Here is a 22,998-nt window from a genome sequence, read left to right as displayed (position 1 = left end):
TTCTGATCGATCGTTGAGGCCGGCTAATCCTCTTCGTCCAGCACCCAGCCATGATGGACGGGACCGGCGCCCTTGCCGAACCCTTTCGCGGCGCGAATGGCCCCCATCAGGTATTCGCGGCCCTGCTCCACCGCATCGGGCACGCTCTCGCCTTGTCCCAGCAAGGCCGCGATCGCTGAGGCCAGCGTGCAGCCCGTACCGTGTGTGGAGTTTGTATCGATGCGCGGGCTTTCGAAGATCCATTCGCCAGTCGTCGTCTGCAGGACATCGGTCACCTTGCTACCGGAAATGTGTCCACCCTTCACAAGGGCCCCATTGGCGCCAAGTTCGAGCAGCCGGTCCGCTGCGCGGCGCTGGCCGTCGATATTCTCGACTGCTTTCCCGGTCAAAACTTCAGCCTCAGGCGCATTCGGCGTGACGAGCCTGGCGTGGGGTACAAGTTCGGAGCGGATCGCATCGACGCTCTTCGCGTCGACCAGCCGATGGCCCGATGTGGCAACCATAACCGGATCGATCACGCGCGGGATCATCTGCGCATTCTCGGACAGGCATTCTGCGACGGCCTCGACAAGCGCGGCGCTACCAAGCATGCCGGTCTTGATGGCGTCGGCGCCAATGTCTGCCAGCGTCACCCGCATCTGTTCGGTCACGGCCTGAAGCGGCACGGGCCACACGCCGTGTACGCCGGTCGTGTCCTGAGAGGTAATCGCCGTCACCGCCGTCATGGCATAGCCACCCAGCATGGTGACGGCCTTGATGTCGGCCTGGATACCTGCTCCGCCGCCGGAATCAGATCCGGCGATAATGAGGACCCTGCCCTTCGGGCCACCGGCCTCGGTCATGACGTCAGACCTTGATGCCGGCTTTCTTGGCATCGGCAAGGAACGTTTCGAGGCCCTTGTCCGTCAGCGGATGGTTGGCCAGCGACTTGATCACATTTGGCGGCATGGTCGCAACGTCTGCGCCGGCAAGAGCCGACTCTTTCACGTGATTCGCCGTGCGAATGGACGCCGCCAGAATCTCGGTGTCGAACAGGTAATTGTCATAGATCTGGCGGATGTCGGAGATCAGCTCCATGCCGTCCAGATTGATATCGTCGAGGCGGCCGATGAAAGGCGAAATGAAGGTCGCCCCTGCCTTGGCGGCCAGCAGGGCCTGATTCGCCGAGAAGCAGAGGGTGACGTTCACCATCGTGCCTTCGCCGGTCAGCGTCTTGCACGCCTTCAGGCCATCCCAGGTGAGCGGCAGCTTTACAGTGACGTTTTCAGCGATCTTGGCCAGCTTGCGGCCTTCCTTGATCATGCCGTCATAGTCCGTGGCGACGACTTCTGCGCTGACCGGACCTTCGACCAGGGCACAGATTTCCTTGATCACATCCTTGAACGGGCGGCCGGACTTGGCGACCAGCGACGGGTTCGTGGTGACACCGTCGATCAGGCCGGTCGCGGCGAGCTCGGCGATATCGTCGATGTTCGCGGTGTCTACAAAGAATTTCATGGATCCTGTCCTTGGATTGGCAGTGGGCAGATCAGACGGCCGGGCGGCCAATGGAAGTATAGGCGAAGCCTTTTGCGGCCATGTCTTCCGGCGAATAGATATTGCGCAGGTCTACCACGACATTGGTCTTCAGGGCAGCCTTGATGCGCTCAAGGTCAAGCGCCCGGAACTGGTCCCATTCCGTCACGATGACGAGGGCGTCGGCGCCTTCGGCTGCCTCATAGGCGTTCTTGGCGAACTGGATATCTTTCAGCAGGTGACTGGCCTCGGTCATGGCCTCTGGATCATAGGCCTTGATTGTTGCCCCGGCAGCCTGAAGCGCTGGCAGGATATCGAGGCTCGGCGCATCGCGCATGTCGTCGGTGTTCTGCTTGAAGGCGAGGCCGAGCACGCCGATCGTCTTGCCGCTGACATCGCCGCCCATGGCCGCAATCACCTTGCTGGCCATTGCTTTCTTGCGGGCTGCATTCACCTCCACCACCGTGTCGACGATGCGCACCGGGCTGTCATAGTCGTTTGCGGTCTTGGTCAGCGCCAGCGTGTCTTTCGGGAAGCAGGAGCCGCCATAGCCTGGACCGGCATTCAGGAATTTCTTGCCGATCCTGCCATCGAGGCCAATGCCGCGGGATACTTCCTGGACATTTGCGCCCACCTTTTCGCAAAGGTCTGCCATCTCGTTGATGAAGGTGATCTTCACGGCGAGGAAGGCGTTGGCGGCATACTTGATCAGCTCGGATGTCCGCCGGGCCGTGAACAGGATCGGCGTTTCGTTCAGGAACAGCGGTCGGTAGAGTTCCTTCATGACCTCGCGGGCGCGCTCATCCTCGGTGCCAACGACCACACGGTCCGGAATCTTGAAATCCTTGATGGCCGCGCCTTCGCGCAGGAATTCAGGGTTGGAGACGACAGCGAAATCGCCATCCGGGCGCGCCTTGCGGATGATGTCTTCAACTTCGTCGCCGGTACCGACCGGCACGGTGGACTTGGTCACAACCACCGTGAACCCATCCATCAACTGGGCGATCTCTTCCGCAGCGCCATAGACGTAGGAGAGGTCCGCATGGCCATCACCTCGGCGGGACGGCGTACCGACTGCAATGAACACAGCATCGGCATCGCGAATGGCTTCAGCCGGATCGGTCGTGAAGAACAGCCGCTCTTCCTCGACATTCTTCGCCACCAGGTCATCGAGGCCCGGCTCGTAGATCGGCATAATGCCAGCCTTCAGTTTCTCGATCTTGGTTGCGTCCTTGTCGACACAGGTAACCGTATGGCCGAAGTCCGCAAAGCAGGCGCCGGAAACCAGCCCCACATAGCCTGTGCCAATCATTGTGACGCGCATAGGGAAACCCTCAATCCTGCCTGTTCAATCTGCGCGGAGGGGTGCGATTTTTGTGCCAACTGGTCAAGGGGGGACGGCTGTGCGTCAGGCAGTTTCGACCAGAACGATTCAGCATTGACTCACCCACCCTGAAAAGACAAGATCAAAACGTGAACAAATGGAGGGGCGCATGACCAGTCTGAAACTGTATACCAACCCGATGTCGCGGGGCCGGATCGCCCGCTGGATGCTGGAAGAAACCGGTGCACCCTATGAAGTGGAATACCTCACCTATGGCGGCACAATGAAGGCGCCGGAATACCTGTCCATCAATCCGATGGGCAAGGTTCCGGCCATCGTGCATGGCGACCAGGTCGTCACCGAATGCGCCGCAATCTGCGCCTATCTGGCAGATGCCTTTCCGGAAGCCGAGCTCGCCCCGCCGGTGGACCGCCGCGGCGCCTATTACCGCTGGCTCTTCTTTGCCGCCGGGCCAGTTGAATCGGCCGTCACCAACCGGGCCCTCGGCTTCACCGTGGCAGAGGACCGGAAGATGATGGCCGGCTATGGCGAGTTCGACGACATGTACGGGGTTCTGATCAAGGCCGTCTCCGACGCAAGCCCATATCTTTGCGGCGACCAGTTCACCGCAGCCGACGTCTATCTGGGCGCGCAGGTCGGCTGGGGACTGCAGTTCGGCTCCATCCCGCCACACGATGCGCTGGCAGCCTACTGGAGCCGCCTCGAATCCCGGCCCGCCTGGAAACGCGCCGGGGAACTCGACGATGCGGCCGGTGCCGAAATGGGCATGCCGCCCGCCGGCAGTTGATCAGAGACAGCCGATCAGATTTCCTGGTTGTAGGCGCCGACTTCCGGATGCTTGCCAAGACGCGGTTTCACTTCCTTGTGGAAGAGGTCCTTCATGTCGGCGTCGCTGGCCATGGATTCGACCACGACAACCAGTTCCGGCTTGTTGGATGAGGCACGGACCAGCACCCAGGAGCCATCCTCCAGAGTCACGCGGGCGCCGTTGACGGTATTCACGTCGACGACCTTGCGGCCAAGGATCTCGGTGCCGTTCAGGCCTTTGTACTCTTCCACCATCTTGTCGACGATGCCGTACTTGGTTTCGTCATCGCAGTGCGGCGACATGGTGAGCGACGTCCAGGCCGTGCCCAGTTCGCCCTTCAGATCTGCCATGGTCTTGTCCGGGTTCCGGTCCAGCATCTGCAGCACGGCCTTGGCGGCAACGAGGCCGCAGTCATAGCCGAGCCCGATCGGCGGGCGGAAGAAGAAGTGGCCGGATTTTTCAAAGCCTGCCAGCGCGCCCAGCTCGGTCGTGCGGCGCTTGATATAGGAATGGCCGGTCTTGAAATAATCTACCGTTGCGCCGTTTTCCTTCAGCACAGGATCGGTCTTGTAGAGACCCGTCGATTTCACATCGACCACGAATTTTGCGTTCGGATATTGTTTCGACAGGTCGCGGGCCAGCATCAGGCCAATCTTGTCGGCGAAGATTTCCTCGCCCGTATTGTCCACCACACCGCAACGATCGCCATCGCCATCGAAGCCCAGCGCGACATCGGCGCCATGTTCTTTGACGGCCGCTGCCATCGCATGCAGCATTTCGGAATCTTCAGGATTCGGATTGTATTTCGGGAAAGTCATGTCGAGATTGCAATCCATCTCGATGACTTCGGCGCCCATGGCCCGCAGCGCGTCCGGCGCAAACGCGCCTGCCGTACCGTTGCCGCACGCCGCGATCACGCGGAGCGGACGGGAGAGCTTCACGCCATCGGCAACCGAGGCGATGTATTTCTCGCGAATCCCTTCGATACGGTAGTGCTTGCCACCGGCACGTTCCACAAAGGCGCCGCCCATGACGATTTCCTTGAGGCGGCCCATTTCTTCCGGCCCGAAGGTCAGCGGCTTGTTGGCGCCCATTTTCACGCCGGTCCAGCCATTCTCATTGTGGCTGGCGGTGACCATGGCGCAGCACGGCGCGTCCAGCTCGAACTGGCTCCAGTAAACCATCGGTGACAGGGCGAGGCCGACATCCATCACTTCGCAGCCACCTGCCGTGAGGCCCAGGATCAGCGCATTCTTGATCGGCTGGCTGATGGAGCGGAAATCGTGGCCGGTCACCACTTTGGGCTCGACGCCAAGTTCGTGGAAGAGCGTCGCCATGCCGAGGCCGAGGGCCTGAACACCCGTCAGGTTCAGCTCGGGTGCTTTTTCCTTGCCGATACCGTTGAACCACCAGCGGGCATCGTATTCGCGAAAGCCTGTCGGTTTCACCAGTGGCAACACCTCGAACTCGAACGTGTTCGGAGCGATGTCGGTCAGCGGTTTCGGCATCATGTCGGAAATCTCCACGGGTTGTGTGCGCGTGTTGAACACTGTTGCGCCTGTTTCCGCAACCGGATGCAGGTTTCACACCAGATCCAAAGAGTTAACGCCCGCGCCGGTGCGCCGTAAGGAATTCCGCGGTCCAACGTGCCAATCGTGTGTGATCGCCTTCGATTTCAAGCGATTCAAGCGCCTCATTGGTCAGAGATTCGCCAAGCCGTGGGCGACGTAACGAATAAAGCGCTGCGGAATAGCCGTCGGCAAATTCCGGATGGCACTGGAAGCTGAGCGCTGGGGCTTCTGGATAGTAAAGGCCCGCAAAGGGGGTGAAATCCGAAGCCGCAATAACTTCCGCGCCCGGCGGCAGGGCGACAACCTGATCCTGGTGGCTGACCGCTGCCGACACTGTGGGCGGGCAAGCCTCCCGGATGAAGCGCGGGCAGGCGACGACGTCATAGGTGTGGCGCCCAACGCCCCAGCCCTTGTCCGATTTGACGACCTTTCCGCCCAGCGCTTCGGCAAGGATCTGGTGGCCGAAACAGATCCCCACCTGCGGCACACCAGCCGCGGCACCGGCGCGAATGAAATCGGCCAGCGGCCCGATCCACGCCTCATCGTCGTACACGCCTGCAGGCGATCCGGTGATCAACACCGCTTCCAGCCCGTCCGGCTCCGGCAGGGCCTCATCCTTGATCACCGAGACGGTGTCGAATTCATAGGTGCCGACGCCCGCCATCATGTGCCGGAACATGGCCGGATAGTCTTCGAAGTCGCCGCGGATGGGTTCCGGCACGAGGCCGGTTTCGATGATAGTGAGTTTCATGAATGCCTACTCCGCCGCAACGCCACTGTCTGCCTCTTCCGGCCCGACCAGGAAGCCGCCGGACTGGCGCGCCCAAAGCTCTGAATAGAGCCCGCCTGCGGCAACCAGATCAGCATGCCCCCCCTGCTCCACGATGCGGCCCTTATCCAGCACGATCAGGCGGTCCATCGCGGCGATGGTCGACAGGCGGTGAGCGATCGCGATCACGGTCTTGCCTTCCATCAGCTCGAACAGTTTTTCCTGGATCACGGCCTCGACCTCGGAGTCGAGCGCCGAGGTCGCCTCGTCAAGGATCAGCACCGGCGCATCCTTCAGGAAGATGCGGGCAATCGCGATCCGCTGGCGCTGGCCGCCGGAAAGTTTCACGCCGCGCTCACCGACATGCGCGTCGAGGCCGCGCCGGCCTTTCGAATCCTCGAGGTCCGCAATAAAATCTGTCGCGGCGGCCTTTTCGCACGCGGCCAGGATCTCGGCATCGCTCGCGCCCGGACGCCCATAGGCGATGTTCTCGCGGATGGACCGGTGGAGGAGTGACGTATCCTGCGTTACCACGCCAATCTGTGCCCGGAGCGAATCCTGCGTCACATGCGAAACATCGTGCCCGTCCAGCAGGATGGCGCCGCTTTCCGCCTCGTAGAAGCGCAGCAGCAAATTTGTGAGCGTCGTCTTGCCCGCGCCGGACCGACCAACAAGGCCGATCTTTTCACCGGGCCGGATGGAGAGCGAGAAATCCTCAATCACGCCGGAGCCCTTGCCATAGTGGAAAGAGACATTCTGAAATTCGATGGCACCCGGCCCTCGCTTCAGGTCTTCCGCATCCGGCGCATCGGTGACCGTGACAGGATGGTTGAGCATCGCCTTGCCATCATAGACGACGCCGATGTTCTCAAAGAGGCCCGCCACTTCCCACATGATCCATTGCGACATGGACTTGATGCGCAGGGTCAGGCCGATGGCCGCGGCCACAGCGCCTGCGCCAACCAGGTTCCCCATCCAGAGGTAAATGCCAATCGCGCCGACCAGGAAAACCAGCAGCGAATTGTTGAGATACACGATGACGTTGAAGCCGGTGACGTAGCGCATCTGCCGATACACCGTCCCCAGAAAGCCTTCCATACTGTCTTTTGCATAGGCTTCTTCATGCCCGGCATGGGCGAACAATTTCACCGTCTGGATATTGGTGTAGCTGTCGACGATGCGTCCGGTCATGACAGAGCGCGCATCGGCCTGCTCCTCGGCGACCTTGCCGAGACGTGGCACGAACCAGGTCATGACGAGGCAATAGAGCCCACCCCATAGAAGGAATGGCAGCATCAGGCGCCAATCGGACGAGGCGACCAGAACCAGCGCCGAGATGAAGTAGACGACCACAAAGACGAAGACGTCGAGGATCTTCATAACCGTCTCGCGCACGGCGAGCGCCGTCTGCATCACTTTCGTCGCGACGCGCCCGGCAAACTCATTGCCGAAGAAGTTCATCGACTGGCCCAGCATCTGCCGGTGCATGCGCCAGCGCGCGCTCATCGGCACATTGCCCATGAGCCCCTGATAAACGATCAGCGCATGGATCAGCGTGGCCAGCGGCAGGCCGACAAGCACCACGCCTGCCATCAGGCCAAGCCGCGGGCCTTCGCGCTGGAGGAACCCCTCCCGGTCGGCCGAGGACAGCCAGTCGACAATCCCGCCAAGAAAGCCGAACAGCATCACCTCGCCCACAGCGATGATCGCCGTGAAAGTCGCCGTCACCGCCAGCCAGGGCACGGCATCGCGGATATAGTGCCAGACGAAAGGCCAGAAGCCTTCCGGCGGCACGTCCAGACCCTTGTCCGGAAACGGTGCGAGGCGGTGTTCGAAGAAGCGGAACATGGCCAGCCCATTTGGCGTCCCCCGCAGCGCGAAACAACCCTGCCCGGAACAAATTTAAAAGCTGTCACACTCAGGGCACGACGGGGTCTGGCTCAGCTCCAAGCTGCACGGCAATCCAGTCATGGATCTGCCCGTCCAGAACATCCAGCGGCACAGCGCCTTGCGACAGCACGGCATTGTGGAAGGCGCGGATATCGAACGCATCGCCCAGCGCCGCTTCGGCCTGATGGCGCAGGTCCAGGATTTTCAGTTCACCGATCTTGTAGGCCGTCGCCTGCCCCGGCCAGCCCATATAGCGGGTCACTTCGTTCCGGATGTTCAAAGGCGCGAGGGCGGAGTTCTCGACAAAGCAGGCCTCGGCCTCTTCCCGCGTCCAGCCATAAAGGTGAAGGCCTGTGTCGGCGACGAGCCGGCAGGCGCGCCACATCTCCATGGATAAACCGCCGAAGCGCTCATACGGAGTTTCATTCAGACCGGCCTCCATGGCGAGGTGTTCGGCATAGAGCCCCCACCCCTCCCCGAAGGCGGTCGCATAGTATTGCTGCCGGAAACGTGGCTGCCCCTCCATTTCCATGGCCAGCATGATCTGGAGATGATGCCCCGGCACGGCCTCGTGCGCAGACAGGGCCGGCAGTTCGTAAAGCGGACGCTGATCCAGCGCGTAGGTATTCACGAGATAAGTGCCCGGCCGGTCTTTCTCCGGATCTCCCTGCACATAGCGCGCCGACGTATAGCCGGGCGCAATCGCCACTGGGACGGGCTCCACGGTATACCCATGTTCCGGAAGCTTCCCAAAATAGTCCGGCAGGATCGCATCCAGCTTTGCCGCGACGGCTTTTGCCCGGTCCATCAGTTCGTCCGGCGTCTTCGCATAGAAGGCCGGGTCAGTGCGCAGGAAGGTGATGAAATCCTGGAAGTCGCCTTCGAAGCGGATCTCGCGGAGGATCGCTTCCATCTCGCCGCGGATGCGGGCGACTTCGGTGAGGCCCAGTTCGTGAATCTCCTCAGGCGTATATCCGGCACCGGCAGTGTGCTGCTCGATGGCCGCGGCATACACCGCCTCGCTGTCCGGCAGGTCCGCGATCCCCGCCCCGTCCCGCGTGTGAGGCGCATATTCGTCTTCTAAGAAGGCCAGCGTTTTGCGATAGGCCGAGATGGCATTCGCCACAGCTGTCAGCCCGTCTGTCTTCAGTCGGGAAGCAATGGCCGGGTCCATGTCAGCCGGCAAGTTGTGGAACGGCGCGTACAGGTCGCTTGCGCTGGGATCGTCTCCGATCTGCTCGCGGACCTGATCGCTCATCACATTCAGCGGATCGGCATGCGCCACCCAGCCCGTGGCAAGGCCCCGGCGCATGTTCGAGACATTTTCGGCGAAATAGCGCGGGATATCGTTCAGCCGGGCAATCCAGGCATCGCCTTCCGCCTCACTGGTGATCCGGGTCTGCATGGCGGCAAACACGGGTTCGGCCTGGAAGCCCCAGTCCCCGGTGAACGGGATCCGCGCGACATCGAAGCGGGCGTCGTCGATATCGGCGGCCAGCAGGCGTTCCAGAATGGCCTGATCGGCGGTCCGCTCCGTCTGCGCCGCCGCAATCGAATCGCGAAGCGCGCGCGCCTTTTCTGCCTGCTCTGAGACCGCTTCCGGTGACACGTTTCTCCACCTTGAGGGCGCTTCCCCGACGGCACGCGCGCCTTCCTCTGGGGAAGAGTCACGAACATACGCCTCATATTCGGCAATCAGCGCATCCATCGGGTCCGCCGATGCCGCAGGTGTGATCAGAAACAGGGCCACAACACACAGAAAACGTTTCATAATGTCACTCCATGTCGCGCCGTGCGTTGACAGGATCATAGAGACTCCTAGAACCCCAGACCAAGCACTTGAGTGAAACTCTTACATTCATCGGAAGGTGTCCTTCGCATGTCAGGATCGTCCGGGGCTGATGCCCGCCCGCTGTCGCCCCACCTCCAGGTCTGGCGCCCCCATGTCACCATGGCCGCTTCGATCACCCACCGCATCACTGGCGTTGCCCTCTATTTCGGCACCTTCCTGATTGCGGGCTGGATCATCGCGCTCGCCACTGGCGCCGAATGCTACGACGCCATCGAGGGGATCCTCTTCTCCTGGTATGGCAGCGTGATCCTCTATCTCTGGGCCGTCGCGGTCCTGTTCCATCTCGTGAACGGCATCCGCCACCTGCTCTGGGACGGGCCGAACCTCGGCTTCGATCCGGGACGGGCCAGCGCCGTTTCCGTCTTCAACTACGCATTTGCCATTCTGGGCGCGGCCGCCATCTGGTTTGCCGCCGCCGGACTGTAGGAGGCAAAGACCCATGTCGAACAGCCAGTTCCTGACCCCGACCAAAGCCGCCCGCGGCCTCGGCTCCGCCAAATCCGGCACGCATCATCATATCGGCCAGCGCGTTTCCGCCATTGCCCTGATCTTCCTGGTGCCGTGGTTCCTGTTCTCGGTCATCAACGCCGTTCAGGGCGGTGAAGCTGCCGCAATCGAATGGATTTCGCAGCCGCTGCCTGCGATCCTGCTGATCCTGACGGCCGGGGCGACCGTCTATCATATGCGCCTCGGCATGCAGGTGGTGATCGAAGACTATATCGCGAAGACGGGGATGCGCTCGGCGCTGCTGATCCTGAACACCTTCGCCTGTATCGCGCTGTTTGCGGCCATCGCCCTTTCGGTCCTGAAACTGTGGATTGGCGCGGGCGCGTAAGCGGCCCCGCGGGAGAGTTAGAACATGAGCACCTATAACTGGATCGATCATACGTACGATGTCGTGGTTGTCGGCGCGGGCGGTTCCGGCCTGCGCGCAGCCCTCGGCGCGGCCCAGGCCGGCCTGAAAACGGCCTGCATCACCAAGGTTTTCCCGACCCGCTCGCACACGGTTGCCGCGCAGGGCGGCATCGCTGCTTCGCTCGGAAACATGGGCGAGGATAACTGGCGCTGGCACATGTACGACACCGTCAAGGGGTCTGACTGGCTGGGCGACCAGGATGCCATCGAATACCTGACCCGCAACGCGCCGAAAGCCGTCTACGAGCTTGAGCACTGGGGCATGCCCTTCTCGCGGACTGAGGAAGGCAAGATCTACCAGCGCGCCTTCGGCGGCATGACCCGCGACTTCGGCCAGGGCCCGGTGCAGCGCACCTGCGCCGCTGCCGACCGGACCGGCCACGCCATGCTGCACACGCTTTACGGCCAGTGCGTACGGGAAGAGACAGAATTCTTCATCGAATACTTCGCCATGGATCTGATCATGGACGAAGAAGGCGCCTGCCGCGGTGTCACCGCCTGGAAACTTGATGACGGCACGCTGCATCGCTTCCGCGCGCAGAAAGTGATCCTGGCCACCGGCGGCTACGGCCGGGCCTTCTTCTCCTGTACTTCCGCCCACACCTGTACGGGCGACGGCAATGCCATGGTGCTGCGCGCCGGCCTGCCTCTGCAGGACATGGAATTCGTCCAGTTCCACCCGACCGGCATCTACGGTTCGGGCTGCCTGATCACCGAGGGTTCGCGCGGTGAAGGCGGTTACCTGACCAACTCCGAAGGCGAGCGCTTCATGGAGCGCTACGCCCCGAGCGCGAAAGACCTCGCCTCCCGCGACGTTGTTTCCCGCGCCATGACCGTGGAAATCCGCGAAGGCCGCGGCGTCGGCCCGGAAAAGGATCACATCCACCTGCACCTCGAACACCTCGGCGCCGAAGTGCTGGCCGAGCGCCTGCCGGGGATTTCCGAGACCGCGAAGATCTTCGCCGGTGTCGACGTCACCAAGGAACCGATCCCGGTCCTGCCGACGGTCCACTACAATATGGGCGGCATCCCAACGAACTATCACGGGGAAGTGCTGACCAAGAAGAATGGCGATCCGGACTCGGTCGTGCCGGGCCTGATGGCCGTTGGCGAAGCGGCCTGCGTGTCGGTCCACGGCGCCAACCGCCTCGGCTCCAACTCGCTGATCGACCTTGTCGTGTTCGGCCGCGCCGCGGGCCTGCGCTGCGGCGAGACCACCGTGGCTGGCGCCACGCAGCCGGAACTGCCGAAAGGCGCAACCGACAGCCACCTCGCCCGCCTCGACAAATTCCGCAATGCATCCGGCGACCAGCCGGTGGCCAAGCTGCGTCTCGAAATGCAGCGCGCCATGCAGAACAACTGCGCCGTGTTCCGGACCGGCGACGTTCTGAAGGACGGCGTCGATGCGATCGAGGAAGTCTACAAGAAGCTGCCGGGCATCGATGTCCAGGACCGCACCATGGTGTGGAACACCGACCTCGTCGAAGCGCTCGAGTTCGACAACCTCCTCGCCCAGGCCGCCGTCACCGTGAACGGCGCCGCCACCCGCGAGGAAAGCCGCGGCGCACACGCCCGCGAGGACTTTGCAGACCGCGACGACGTGAACTGGATGAAGCACACGCTGGCGTGGAACGACGGCACCGGCAAGGTGACCCTCGATTACCGCCCGGTGCACGACTACACGATGTCGAACGAAATCAGCTACATCGAGCCGAAGGCCCGGGTTTACTAAGAGGACCGCACGAACATGGTACAGCTTACGCTTCCCAAGAATTCCACGGTCCGCAAAGGCAAGACCTGGCCGAAGCCGCAGGGCGCGACCAATCTCCGCCAGTTCCGGATCTATCGCTACAATCCGGAAGAAGGCGGCAATCCGCGCTGGGACACCTATTGGGTGGACATGGACAAGGCCGGGACGATGATCCTGGACGTCCTGCTTTACATCAAGAACAATATCGACCCGACGCTGGCCTTCCGCCGCTCGTGCCGCGAAGGCGTTTGCGGCTCCTGCGCAATGAACATTGCCGGCCGCAACACGATCGCCTGCACCAAAGGCTTCGACGATCTGCCGAAGGGCGTGATCACGATCAGCCCCCTGCCTTCGCAGCCGGTGGTGCGCGACCTGATCCCGGACCTGACGAACTTCTACGCCCAGCACGCCTATGTGCAGCCCTTCCTGAAGACGGACACACCGGCGCCTGAAAAGGAATGGAAACAGTCCGAGGCCGACCGCGAAGAGCTGAACGGCCTTTACGAGTGTATCCTCTGCGCCTCCTGCTCGACGTCCTGCCCGTCCTATTGGTGGAACGGCGACAAGTATCTTGGCCCGGCGGCCCTGCTGCAGGCCTATCGCTGGCTGATCGACAGCCGCGACGAAGCCACCGGCGAGCGCCTCGACGACCTCGAAGACCCGTTCAAACTGTATCGTTGCCACACGATCATGAACTGTGCGCAGGTCTGCCCGAAAGGTCTGAACCCGGCCAAGGCTATCGCCAAGATCAAGCACATGATGGTTGAGCGCGTCTCCTAAGGACGCGCCAGCCTTCAGTCTTCTGCGCCGTTGATCCGGAATACCTCGCGGAGCCCACGCGGGGTTTCCATCGCGCGCAGCACGCTGATCAGTTCGCCCACATGGAACTGCCACACCGTGGTCGGCGGCATTGGCCGGATCACATGGCCGCCCAGCGCCTTGAACAGGCTGTTGGCCTTCCGGTTCTCCGGCAGCGTTTCGGCTTCCAGCGTGATGATCCCTTCGGCATGACAGCAGAGCGCCACGCAGGCGATCAGCATGCGGGAAAGCCCCTGCGCGTGATAGGCGTCCAGCACCCCCATGGCGAGTTCACCCTCTTCCAGCTCATTCGCCGTCCGGATCGCATGCGCCGCCGCGATGAAAGGCTGGCCCGGCTCATTCTTCAGCGCCGCCGCCCAGGCGATGTGCCGGTGCCCGTCGGCATCGGCGAGCGCATGAATGATCGATTTCGGAATGACCTTGGCGCCGGAGAAAAAGCGCAGGTAACGCGACTCTTCCGACATGTTCGCCACGATATGCTCGAACCGCGGTTCATCCGCGGGTCCGGCCGGGCGCAGAATAACCTCCACCCCGTTCGAGAGGACGATATCTACCGGTTTGATGGGCATTGCGTGTCCCCGCCTGCCTGGAAGCTCCGATCGAATAATGCCCCTTAGAAACCAGAATGCTGCAGTGCAGCAATCTTTGGAATGCAGCGGGGCTGTGTTTCCCATGTGCGAGTGTAATTTGAATCCCGGCCAGGTGACAGGAAAAGGCGCTGCGGCGCAAAGCCGAAGCATGTGCGCCAGCACGTCCGCCCGGAGACGCCCCAGCGTTCCGGCAAAATGCCTGATTGTGCGTGAGTTCAGCTTGAATCCGGCCAGGCCTTCAGCGCGTCGAGCAGCTGAACGGTCAGCCCACCGGACACGAGGGCGATGGCCGCGGGCATGCGGTGCGTGTTCGGGATCGGCGGCACGTGCGGGCGCGCCTCCCCAGCGGCTTGCCAGCTTTGGATCGTACGGGCGAGACAGCGCGCCCGGCGCTTGTGATGCTTCATCGTGTCCAGCATGGCCTGCCACCGCGCGATCAGCGGCGCGGCGGGAACGGGTCCGGGCACGGGCAGCGTCACCGGCCCTCTCAGGAAGTACGGGCATGGGCGGGATGGCACAGGCACCATGGTGAAGATGTAGCGGTATTCCGCATCTTCCTGCTTAGGCTCGTAGTAGTTGCTGCCCACGCGCGGCTTCAGCGGCGCCAGCTCCATCTGCAGCGCCAACAGGAAGATCAGACGGCGGAGCAGCACAGCCAGCCGCTTCAGCTCCGCCCGCACGCGCCGGTTCACCGATTTCGAGATCGTTTCAGGTGTCTTATACAGGTCCACATTCACGCCTGCTTCCGCGATGGCACGGGCAAGCGTGTTGAAAGCCTGGGAGAGGAAAGCGGTGCGGTCGGTCATGGCGGGGAACGTGCCATGAAGGGTTTATGGGGTGGATAGAGATGAGCCCTCACCTCCCACCGCCTGCGGCGGCGGCCCCCTCCTCTCCCGCGAGCGGGAGAGGGGTTTTCTTTCATTATTTCAACAGATTCGCGGCGGCGCCGGGTTCACCCCTCTCCCTTTGGGAGAGGAGGGACCCGCGCCCGCAAGGGCGTGGGAGGTGAGGGATTGGCGCTGGTCTGTCCCTCGCCGCGTCTCCGTCATGACCAGAAGCGCACGAAATCTGACTTCAGCATGATCATGCATGACTTGGCATGACTTGGCATGACTATAACGGACTATGACGGACCGGGGCGCCGCTCCAGCCGAATAGAAAAGCCCGCCGGAGGTCGCGCCGGCGGGCTTTGTCCTTGATCTGTTTTCCGGATCAGGCCGGGTTCGGTTCCGGGTCGCCTGCCGCTTCGCCGCCATCATCCTTCGGCTTGCGGCGCTTGCCGATGACCGGCACGGCGGAGGCGGGGCCGGTGTCTTCGGCGCCAAGGTCCGGACGGGTCGGCGGCTTGCCGTTCAGGAGATCGGTGATCTCGCTGCCGGTCAGCGTCTCGTATTCGAGCAGGCCGTTCGCGATGGCAGACCATTCGTCATGGCTCTCGGTCATGATGCGGCGGGCATCGTCCATCCCGGTTTGGATCAGCTGGCGAACCTCTTCCTCAATCTTGCGCGAGGTCTCTTCCGAGACATGGCTCGACTGCACGATCTGCTGGCCGAGGAACACATCGCCCTGATCGGAACCGTAATCCACCGGGCCGATCGTGTCGGACAGGCCGAAACGGGTGACCATGGCGCGGGCCAGACGGGTCGCCTGCTGGATGTCGGACGCGGCGCCGGCGGTGACATTGTCGTCGCCGAATTTCAGTTCTTCCGCCACGCGGCCGCCCATCATGATGGCGAGGCGCGAGGTCATCTCGATCTTGGACATGGACAGCTTGTCGTCTTCCGGCAGCTGCATGACCATGCCGAGCGCGCGGCCGCGCGGAATGATGGTCGCCTTGTGGACCGGATCGGCGGCCGGCACTTTCATGGCCACGATGGCGTGGCCGGCTTCGTGCCAGGCGGTGAGTTCCTTTTCCTTCTCGGACATGACCATGGAGCGGCGCTCCGGCCCCATCAGGACCTTGTCTTTCGCGTCCTCGAATTCCTGCATGGCGACGACGCGCTTGCCGCGGCGGGCCGCCAGCAGCGCCGCCTCGTTGACGAGGTTTGCAAGGTCGGCGCCCGAGAAGCCCGGCGTGCCGCGCGCGATCGTCTTCGCGTCGACATCCTTGGCCAGCGGCACATTGCGCATGTGAACGCGCAGGATCTTTTCGCGGCCCATGATGTCCGGATTGCCGACAGTGACCTGACGGTCGAAACGGCCGGGGCGCAGCAGCGCCGGGTCAAGCACGTCAGGCCGGTTGGTGGCGGCGATCAGGATGATGCCTTCATTGGCCTCGAAGCCGTCCATCTCGACCAGCAGCTGATTCAGCGTCTGCTCGCGTTCGTCATTGCCGCCGCCGAGGCCGGCACCGCGTGAGCGGCCAACCGCGTCGATTTCGTCGATGAAGATGATGCACGGCGCAGAGCGCTTCGCCTGCTCGAACATGTCGCGGACACGGCTGGCGCCGACGCCGACGAACATTTCGACAAAGTCAGAGCCGGAAATCGTGAAGAAGGGCACACCCGCCTCACCGGCCACGGCGCGGGCCAGCAGCGTCTTACCAGTCCCCGGCGGGCCGACCAGCAGCGCGCCTTTCGGGATCTTGCCGCCGAGGCGCTGGAACTTGGACGGATCCTGCAGGAATTCGACAATCTCCTGCAGCTCTTCCTTGGCTTCATCGACGCCGGCAACGTCATCGAAGGTGACGCGGCCATGCTTTTCCGTCAGCAGGCGGGCGCGCGACTTGCCGAAGCTCATCGCCCCGCGGCCACCGCCGCCCTGCATCTGGCGCATCATGAAGAAGACGAAGCCGACGATCAGCAGGATCGGCAGGATCGAGAACAGGAGCGAAGCGAAATTGTTGCGGCCGCTGTCAGCGTCCACCGTGAACGGCACATTGTGATCGCGCAGATAGTCCTGCGTGCTCATGTCCAGGGCGCGCAGCTCGCTGACCATGGTGTTGCCATCGGTGGTTTTGACGATGATCTGGTCATCACCCAGCGTGGCTTCAGCGACCTGGCCATTGTCGACGAGCGTGTAGATCTCGGAGAGTTTTGCGCGTTTGGCACTGGCGGTCTCGGGATTCCCGCCCATCGCGACCGCCATTCCGATCACGAGCAGCGCAATTGCACCCCAGATGGCCAGGTTCCGAACGTTCATTTTATCTCTCTCAGTTTGGAAAGCTTCTCGACAGATAACATAGGGCCACCAGGCCCGAAAAACGACTCTTTAGCTGCGCCGTGGACATTTTATCTCACATTTCCCCTGAACAGGTGGTGACCATGGCCGAAAGGCGTGCAGGGATTGCGTTAACCTGTTCCGGCGGCAAGACGTGCTCGGCGCCCACTTCCAGGTGTCCGTTCCGGATCCAGATGGCCGCCCCGCCGAGCGTCGCCGGGCGCAGCGTGTCAGGATGGGCGATGCGGTGCGCGAGACGGGAAAGTGCATCGGACCGGACGGGCCGCGTCCGGCCGCTGGCAAGCGTGATCAAGGCGGCAAGGGCCCGCCCCCCCAACTCACCATCGGGCAGCGGCAGAGGCGCGCGCAACGTGCCGTCAGGCCGGGTCTCGACTTCACCGGACAGCCAGCGGCCCAGTGACCTGTCCTGTACCTTCCGCAACAGCTGCAGCCGCTTCTGGAGAGCCAGCACCCGCGTGCGCAGGGACGGGTCGGCGGCGAGCAGCTGGCGCATACGCACGCGCTCATAGGCCGGATTGTCGTTCGTCGGGTCTTCCACCCAGTTCTGCCCGTTGGCGCGCAGCAGGTCTCGCAGGTCTGCGCGAGAGGCGGTGAGCAGCGGACGGGACAGGAAGACCGGCACGCCGCTCGCTTCTGCTGGTGAAAGGGAGAGCGGCTGGATGCCCGCCAGCCCGTACCAGCCGGACCCGGCGCGGGCGCGGATCAGAAAGGTTTCGGCCTGGTCGTCTTCTGTGTGGGCGGTCAGGATGAGCACGCTGCCGGCTTCGCGGGCGGCGGCAGCGAGCAGGCCGTGCCGGGCCGCGCGGGCCTTCGCCTGACCGGACCGAGGCGCCTGCCAGCACAAAGTGCGGTGCGCGATCCCGTACCAGGCAGCCACATCCGCGACGAAACGGGCCTCCGCCGCAGCTTCGGGGCGCAGGCCATGATCCACCGTCAGCGCAAGAACGCTGCGCCCCCGCTTGCGGGCCCAGTCTGCGGCGATCAGCAGGAGAGCGAGCGAATCCCCTCCCCCGGAGACCGCAACACAGACAGGCCCCGCAACAAAACGGCAATGCCTGTCCAGCGACTCTGTCAGGCCCTCAGGGGTTTTGGGGATCTCTAATTGTCGCAACCTGACCGGGTCCGTTCGACGGCAGCCAGGTCACGCGTCACGCCGGAGGCGTTCGGATAGCGTTTCGGCAGCGTGTCGAGCGCCACGCAGGCCTTGTCCTTGTCGCCGATGAGACGCATCGAACGGGCAAGCTTCACCAGCGCGTCCGGGGCACGCGGATCATCCGGATGCGACCGGATCATGGTCGTGTAGGCCGCGCCGGATTCGGCATAGGCCTTTTGCTGGTAGAGCGACTCGGCAAGCCAGTAATGGGCTTCGCCTGCCTGCGGATCGTTGCCGAACCGGTCGAGGAAAGCCCGGAAGGCCTCTTCGGCGCTGGCATAATCGAACTGGACGAGTTTGGCCTTGGCCGCTGCGAACAGCGGACCGGCTTCACCCGGCAGCGCACTGGCCGGGAGTGTCCCGAGCGAGCCCTGCGGTGCACCCGGCGGCACGGCAGAGGCCGGTGTCGTATCGACCGTCGTCACACTTTCCGCGGCGCCGGTTGCGCCGGAGCGCGGGAGAAGGCTTCTCGGGCCCGAGGTTTCCGGTTCCACGACTGCCGTGCGGGACATGCTGCCGGTCATGGATTGTGGCGGCGGGGCTGACACGGCTGGCGCGGTCGTTGCGGCATAGGGATCCGGCGAAGCCGCGCCCGGATAGTCGGACAGGCTGGACGCAGCCTCCCCTTCCGGCGGATCCATGCCGAGCGAGCGGGCCTGCAGGTCCTGGATGGCGCGCGACTGGGCGCGCAGCTCATTCTTCAGGGCGTTGATCTCGCGGGCGAGCGCCTCGTTGTCGTTGACCAGAGTCTCATTGTCGTTGCGCGCCTGCTGCAGCTGGAATTCCAGCGTTTCGACACGGCCCGTCAGGGTCATCAGGTCGCTGGACAGGCCGTTCACCTGCACCTTCGTGTCGGCGCTCAGCTGGCGGGCCTGCGAGATCTGGTCAGCCAGGTCGAGGCTCGTCGTGCCCTGCGTGATCGGTGCGCTGCGCTGGGCAACAGCAGGCGCCGCAAGAAGCAGGAAGCTGGCAAGCGCCAGGGCCGGGGTCTTGAACATGAGCAAATGTCTCCGGAGTTTGCGGGACCATAATAAAACAGCCGGGGCCAAAATATGGCACCCGGCTGCAAATACTTTCTGAATCAGGAGCCCGGAAAGGGCAACCGGGTTCAGCTGTTCGGTGAAACGACCTGGATGAACCCGTTCCGGTTCATGGCCCAGGCGGCTTCGTCGGAGCCGGCCGAGACCGGACGTTCCTTGCCGTAGGAAATCGTGTCGATGCGGTTCGGCGAGATGCCGAGGCTGACAAGGTAATCCTTCACGGTGGCCGCGCGGCGCTCGCCGAGGGCGAGGTTGTATTCGCGGGTGCCGCGCTCGTCGCAGTTACCGGCAACGAGGATGCGGACCGACGGGTCGGCCGTGTATTTCAGCGCGTGCTGTTTCAGCAGGGACTGGTCGTCGCCGTCGAGCGAATCGCCATTCAGGTCGAAATAGACGCGGTCGCCGAGGGCGGGTGCCTGTGCGATCTGGCCGACGTTACCGTCGTCCACAGCGCCGGTGTCGACGGTCTGGACGTCTTCGACCACGGCTTCGGTGGTGCCTTCGGTAATCGGGGCCGGCTTGGACGCGCAAGCGCCAAGCAGGACAAGCGATGCACCTGCGAGAACAGATGCGGTGCGGATGTTCATGGACATGCCTTTCATGATGAAAACAGAGACAGGGGGACGCACGAAATCCCTGCTCCTAAACAAAACAGCCGGGGCCACATGGTGGCGCCCGGCTGCATATTGCTGATTTTGAATGTTTCGTTAGCTGTTGGTGCCCGAAACAATCTGGGTGAACCCGTTACGGTTCAGAGCCCATGCGGCTTCATCGGAACCGGCAGCGATCGGACGTTCCTTACCGTAGGAAATCGTGTCGATGCGCGACGGGTCAACGCCGAGCGAAACCAGGTAGTCTTTCACGACGGAAGCACGACGCTCGCCGAGGGCGAGGTTGTATTCACGCGTGCCGCGCTCGTCGCAGTTGCCTGCAACCATGATGCGGACAGCCGGATAGGACTGCAGCCAAGCGGCCTGCAGCTTCAGGATTTCCTGATCATCGGGGTCCAGACCATATTCGTTCAGGTCGAAATAGACGCGCTCACCAACGTTCACGCGGAAATCTTCCAGCGAACCCGGGGTCGGGCCGAGATTCTCGACGACCGGAGCCGGCGGAGGCGGCGGCGGCGGAGGTGCCGGCTGTTCGACCGGCGGTGCTTCTTCAACCGGCGGCGGCGGCTCGGGTTGCGATGCGCAGGCGCCGAGGGCGATAAGCACAGCGGCTGCTGTGGAGATTTTGAGATAGGATTTCATTCAGTCAGACTCCCCTGGATGTCCTGAGCTTGGTGACGCCTTACGGCCTCTGTATTACCAGCAGCCGGCGAACGACCGGTGGTGCCCGCACAATCAGGCCGAATTCCGGCAATAATCGGGCGCAAGCTGCTGCGTGTGGCCTTTTACACAAAGATTTTCGCGCTGTCTCCCTAAAGCAACGCCCCCGACCGAAGAATCGGGGGCGAAACCTGTAGATTAATCAGCAGATTATTGCAGAAGCGGCGACCAGGCCGGGTCAGAGGCCTCGGTCTGGGTCTGCAGGCGGTGTTCGTTCCGTCCGGAAAGGTCCACCGACCAGAGCTGAGGACCGGCACCGGGGCGGCTTTCGCGGAAATACACGATGACACGGCCATTCGGCGACCAGTCCGGGCCTTCGTCCAGATAGGCCTCGGTCAACAGGCGCTCGCCGGTGCCGTCGGTGCCGATGACACCGATATAGAACTTGCCGCCCAGCTGCTTGGTGAAGGCGACGAGGTCGCCGCGCGGGCTCCACACCGGGGTCGAATACTGGCCCTTGTTGAAGGTGATGCGGCAAGCCACGTCACGTCCGCCCGACGGGCAGGTGCGAGGCGATCCGTCCGTGTTCATGATGTAAAGCTGCGGGCTGCCGCCACGGTCCGACGTGAACACGATGGCCCGTCCGTCCGGAGACATCGACGGCGATGTATCGATCGCCGGATGGTCGGTCAGGCGGCGCGACTGCCGCGTCTGCAGGTTCATGATATAGAGATCGGAATTGCCGTGCTCGGCCTGGGTCATCAGCACGCTTTCCCCATCACGCGAGAAACGCGGCGCGAAGGTCATGCCGGGGAAATTGCCCAGCAATTCCTGACGGCCGGTCTCGATGTTGAAGAGATAGACGCGCGGCCGTCCGCCCTCGTACGACATGTAGGTGATTTCCTGGGCCGACGGGCTGAAGCGCGGCGTCAGAACCGTATTGGTGCCCGGTGTCAGATATTGCTGGTTGGCCCCATCGGAATCCATGATGGCGAGGCGCTTCACACGGTTCAGCTTCGGGCCTGTCTCTGCGATATAGACGATGCGCGTGTCGAAGTACGGGTCTTCACCGGTCAGGCGGGTGTAGATCGAATCGGCAATCTTGTGGGCGATGCGGCGCCAGTTGTCCGGCGTCGTGGTCAGGCGGCGGCCCGGCTGGCCGTTGATACGCATGACATCGCCGGCATAGACATCCCACAGACGGAACGAGACGGCGATCTTGCCGTCAGGCAGTTCTTCGAACGCGCCGACGACGAGGCCGTCAGTCTTGATGATCTTCCAGTCGGCGAAGCGCGGCTGCACGTCGATCGACAGGTCCTTCTGGATGAAGGAGGCCGGGTTCTGCATTTCGAACAGGCCGGTCGATTCGAGGTCGTTGCGGACCACATCGGCGATCTGGCGGGCGAGATCCGTGTTGGTGCCGCCGCGGACTTCGAAATCCGGAATGGCCAGCGGCGTCGGCTGGAAGTTGCCGCTGCCTTCCACCAGCACTTTGAGTTCGGCCGAGGCGGTCGGCGCAAGTCCGATGGCGGCGGTGAAGGCCATCACCAGGGCAAGCAGCAGGCGGGTCATGGGCGTCCTCCTTTGAACGGTTCTAGGGCTGGGTTGGGCTGACGGTGACATTGATGTCTTTCCACAGGTCATAATCGTCTTCGGGCAATTGGTAAGGGGCACATTTGCGCACCGCGCGCAATGCTACGTCCACGGCGATACCGGAGCGGCCGATCGGACGCGAACGCGGGCTGACCAGTTCGACATTGCCTTTCAGCGTGCCGTCACGGTTCAGCGTGATACGCATCTGGACATCGATCTGGTCTTCCTTGGGCAGGTCGGACACACCGCGCCAGCAGGTATAGATCTGGCGGCGCATGGCAGCCTGCAGCGAAGCGGTGTTGCCGCGGCGCTCCCCTGCTCCGGGGCGGGTTTCCTGCGTATCGCTCAGCACAGGCTTGTTGATCTGAGGCGGCGCTTCCTCGCGCGGCTTGCGGCGCTCGTCCTGTGCCTTGTCTTTCAGGATATCTTCGAACTCATTCAGGAAATCGAGATCGTCCGTCGCCTTCGGCTTCTGCTTCTCGATCAGCTTCGGCTCTTCCTTTTTCGGCGGCGGCTCTTCCTTCTTGGGTTCTTCCTTTTTCTCCGGCGGCGGAGGTTCGGGCTCCTCGTCGGGAATGACGACCTCTTCCTCTTCGGGGGCCGATTCTTCCTGCGGCGGAGGTTCTGGCGCCTCCTCCACCTCTTCGGGGACGGCCTCCTCTTCCTCCTGCGGCTCCTCAGCCTTCTGGACGGGGGCGATATCGGTCACGAGGCCGATCTCGACAAAGTCGATCGGCACGTCGATGGCGCTGGCGCATTGCGGGATGCGCATCAGGATATCGACCGGCGCGAGGCCCGGCTCCTCCCTCTGGAGGCGCTCGATCATCTTGTCACAGTCCGACTTCTCATGCGGCCATGACAAGATCGCCATCGCAAGGACGGACGCGTGCACGATCGTGGAGACTGTCAGGCCGCGAAGCATTCCTGCCGGCCGCTC

At 62.9% G+C, this 22,998-nt stretch carries 21 protein-coding genes; 5 read left to right on the top strand and 16 right to left on the bottom strand.

Annotated elements, in window-relative coordinates:
• Window positions 1–23: 23 nt before the first annotated feature.
• Genes thiD through R3C98_RS04940 form a run of 3 tightly spaced genes read right to left on the bottom strand, consistent with a single transcriptional unit; the run spans window position 24 to window position 2,839 of the window.
• Window positions 24–842, bottom strand: coding sequence for a bifunctional hydroxymethylpyrimidine kinase/phosphomethylpyrimidine kinase (gene thiD / locus R3C98_RS04950; protein WP_371313003.1), 819 nt, complete (start codon window positions 840–842; stop codon window positions 24–26).
• A 4-nt stretch (window positions 843–846) separates the two neighbouring features.
• Window positions 847–1,497, bottom strand: a complete 651-nt coding sequence (gene fsa / locus R3C98_RS04945) for a fructose-6-phosphate aldolase (protein WP_371313002.1) — start codon at window positions 1,495–1,497, stop codon at window positions 847–849.
• A 31-nt stretch (window positions 1,498–1,528) separates the two neighbouring features.
• Window positions 1,529–2,839 (bottom strand): UDP-glucose/GDP-mannose dehydrogenase family protein, encoded by a 1,311-nt coding sequence (locus R3C98_RS04940; RefSeq protein WP_371313001.1) that lies wholly within the window; start codon window positions 2,837–2,839, stop codon window positions 1,529–1,531.
• 169 nt (window positions 2,840–3,008) lie between these two features.
• On the opposite strand from R3C98_RS04940, the gene R3C98_RS04935 reads away from it, so the two are divergent.
• Window positions 3,009–3,647, top strand: a complete 639-nt coding sequence (locus tag R3C98_RS04935) for a glutathione S-transferase family protein (protein WP_371313000.1) — start codon at window positions 3,009–3,011, stop codon at window positions 3,645–3,647.
• 14 nt (window positions 3,648–3,661) lie between these two features.
• Here the strand turns inward: R3C98_RS04935 and R3C98_RS04930 are convergent, their stop codons facing one another.
• The 4 genes from R3C98_RS04930 to R3C98_RS04915 form a co-directional block, all read right to left on the bottom strand.
• The gene (locus R3C98_RS04930) at window positions 3,662–5,176 is read right to left on the bottom strand and encodes a phosphomannomutase/phosphoglucomutase (RefSeq protein WP_371313334.1); all 1,515 of its coding nucleotides are present in this window, start codon (window positions 5,174–5,176) and stop codon (window positions 3,662–3,664) included.
• Window positions 5,177–5,270: 94 nt separating this feature from the next.
• Window positions 5,271–5,990 carry a type 1 glutamine amidotransferase gene (locus R3C98_RS04925; protein WP_371312999.1) on the bottom strand — a complete coding sequence of 240 codons (720 nt, stop codon included), beginning with the start codon at window positions 5,988–5,990 and terminating at the stop codon, window positions 5,271–5,273.
• Between the two features lie 6 nt (window positions 5,991–5,996).
• Window positions 5,997–7,856, bottom strand: a complete 1,860-nt coding sequence (locus tag R3C98_RS04920) for an ABC transporter ATP-binding protein (RefSeq protein WP_371312998.1) — start codon at window positions 7,854–7,856, stop codon at window positions 5,997–5,999.
• A 70-nt stretch (window positions 7,857–7,926) separates the two neighbouring features.
• Window positions 7,927–9,669: a DUF885 family protein gene (locus R3C98_RS04915; RefSeq protein WP_371312997.1), complete on the bottom strand. Its 1,743-nt coding sequence runs from the start codon at window positions 9,667–9,669 to the stop codon at window positions 7,927–7,929.
• A 108-nt stretch (window positions 9,670–9,777) separates the two neighbouring features.
• Here R3C98_RS04915 and sdhC point away from each other — a divergent pair, with 108 nt between their 5' ends.
• The 4 genes from sdhC to R3C98_RS04895 are packed head-to-tail and all read left to right on the top strand — an operon-like array spanning window position 9,778 to window position 13,195.
• Window positions 9,778–10,176, top strand: a complete 399-nt coding sequence (gene sdhC, locus R3C98_RS04910) for a succinate dehydrogenase, cytochrome b556 subunit (protein WP_371312996.1) — start codon at window positions 9,778–9,780, stop codon at window positions 10,174–10,176.
• Window positions 10,177–10,189: 13 nt separating this feature from the next.
• Complete coding sequence (sdhD, locus tag R3C98_RS04905; protein ID WP_371312995.1) at window positions 10,190–10,585, top strand: succinate dehydrogenase, hydrophobic membrane anchor protein; 396 nt, start codon at window positions 10,190–10,192, stop codon at window positions 10,583–10,585.
• 24 nt (window positions 10,586–10,609) lie between these two features.
• Window positions 10,610–12,397: a succinate dehydrogenase flavoprotein subunit gene (gene sdhA / locus R3C98_RS04900; RefSeq protein WP_371312994.1), complete on the top strand. Its 1,788-nt coding sequence runs from the start codon at window positions 10,610–10,612 to the stop codon at window positions 12,395–12,397.
• A 15-nt stretch (window positions 12,398–12,412) separates the two neighbouring features.
• On the top strand, window positions 12,413–13,195 hold the full coding sequence (locus R3C98_RS04895; RefSeq protein WP_035569426.1) for a succinate dehydrogenase iron-sulfur subunit: 783 nt from the start codon (window positions 12,413–12,415) through the stop codon (window positions 13,193–13,195).
• 14 nt (window positions 13,196–13,209) lie between these two features.
• On the opposite strand, the gene R3C98_RS04890 is transcribed toward R3C98_RS04895, so the two are convergent.
• The 9 genes from R3C98_RS04890 to R3C98_RS04850 form a co-directional block, all read right to left on the bottom strand.
• Window positions 13,210–13,803, bottom strand: coding sequence for an N-acetyltransferase family protein (locus tag R3C98_RS04890; RefSeq protein ID WP_371312993.1), 594 nt, complete (start codon window positions 13,801–13,803; stop codon window positions 13,210–13,212).
• 236 nt (window positions 13,804–14,039) lie between these two features.
• Window positions 14,040–14,630 carry a hypothetical protein gene (locus R3C98_RS04885; RefSeq protein ID WP_371312992.1) on the bottom strand — a complete coding sequence of 197 codons (591 nt, stop codon included), beginning with the start codon at window positions 14,628–14,630 and terminating at the stop codon, window positions 14,040–14,042.
• A gap of 406 nt (window positions 14,631–15,036) precedes the next feature.
• Complete coding sequence (gene ftsH, locus R3C98_RS04880) at window positions 15,037–16,965, bottom strand: ATP-dependent zinc metalloprotease FtsH (RefSeq protein WP_371312991.1); 1,929 nt, start codon at window positions 16,963–16,965, stop codon at window positions 15,037–15,039.
• Between the two features lie 94 nt (window positions 16,966–17,059).
• Window positions 17,060–18,115: a tRNA lysidine(34) synthetase TilS gene (gene tilS / locus R3C98_RS04875; protein WP_371312990.1), complete on the bottom strand. Its 1,056-nt coding sequence runs from the start codon at window positions 18,113–18,115 to the stop codon at window positions 17,060–17,062.
• On the bottom strand, window positions 18,103–19,155 hold the full coding sequence (ybgF, locus tag R3C98_RS04870; protein WP_371312989.1) for a tol-pal system protein YbgF: 1,053 nt from the start codon (window positions 19,153–19,155) through the stop codon (window positions 18,103–18,105). Before ybgF ends, tilS begins: the two co-directional genes overlap by 13 nt.
• A 110-nt stretch (window positions 19,156–19,265) precedes the next feature.
• The gene (gene pal, locus R3C98_RS04865) at window positions 19,266–19,826 is read right to left on the bottom strand and encodes a peptidoglycan-associated lipoprotein Pal (protein ID WP_371312988.1); all 561 of its coding nucleotides are present in this window, start codon (window positions 19,824–19,826) and stop codon (window positions 19,266–19,268) included.
• A 78-nt stretch (window positions 19,827–19,904) separates the two neighbouring features.
• Entirely contained in the window at window positions 19,905–20,450 is a 546-nt protein-coding gene (gene pal / locus R3C98_RS04860; protein WP_371312987.1) for a peptidoglycan-associated lipoprotein Pal, read from the bottom strand.
• Between the two features lie 228 nt (window positions 20,451–20,678).
• Entirely contained in the window at window positions 20,679–22,040 is a 1,362-nt protein-coding gene (tolB, locus tag R3C98_RS04855) for a Tol-Pal system beta propeller repeat protein TolB (protein ID WP_371312986.1), read from the bottom strand.
• 22 nt (window positions 22,041–22,062) lie between these two features.
• A complete protein-coding gene (locus tag R3C98_RS04850; RefSeq protein ID WP_371312985.1) occupies window positions 22,063–22,983 on the bottom strand; it encodes a cell envelope integrity protein TolA in 921 nt (306 codons plus the stop codon).
• Window positions 22,984–22,998: the final 15 nt, after the last annotated feature.

The sequence above is a fragment of the Hyphomonas sp. genome, assembly GCF_041398465.1.
Taxonomy (GTDB): domain Bacteria; phylum Pseudomonadota; class Alphaproteobacteria; order Caulobacterales; family Hyphomonadaceae; genus Hyphomonas.
The sequence above is the reverse complement of the archived record's forward strand: the minus strand, read 5'-3'. Positions and strand labels throughout refer to the sequence as shown.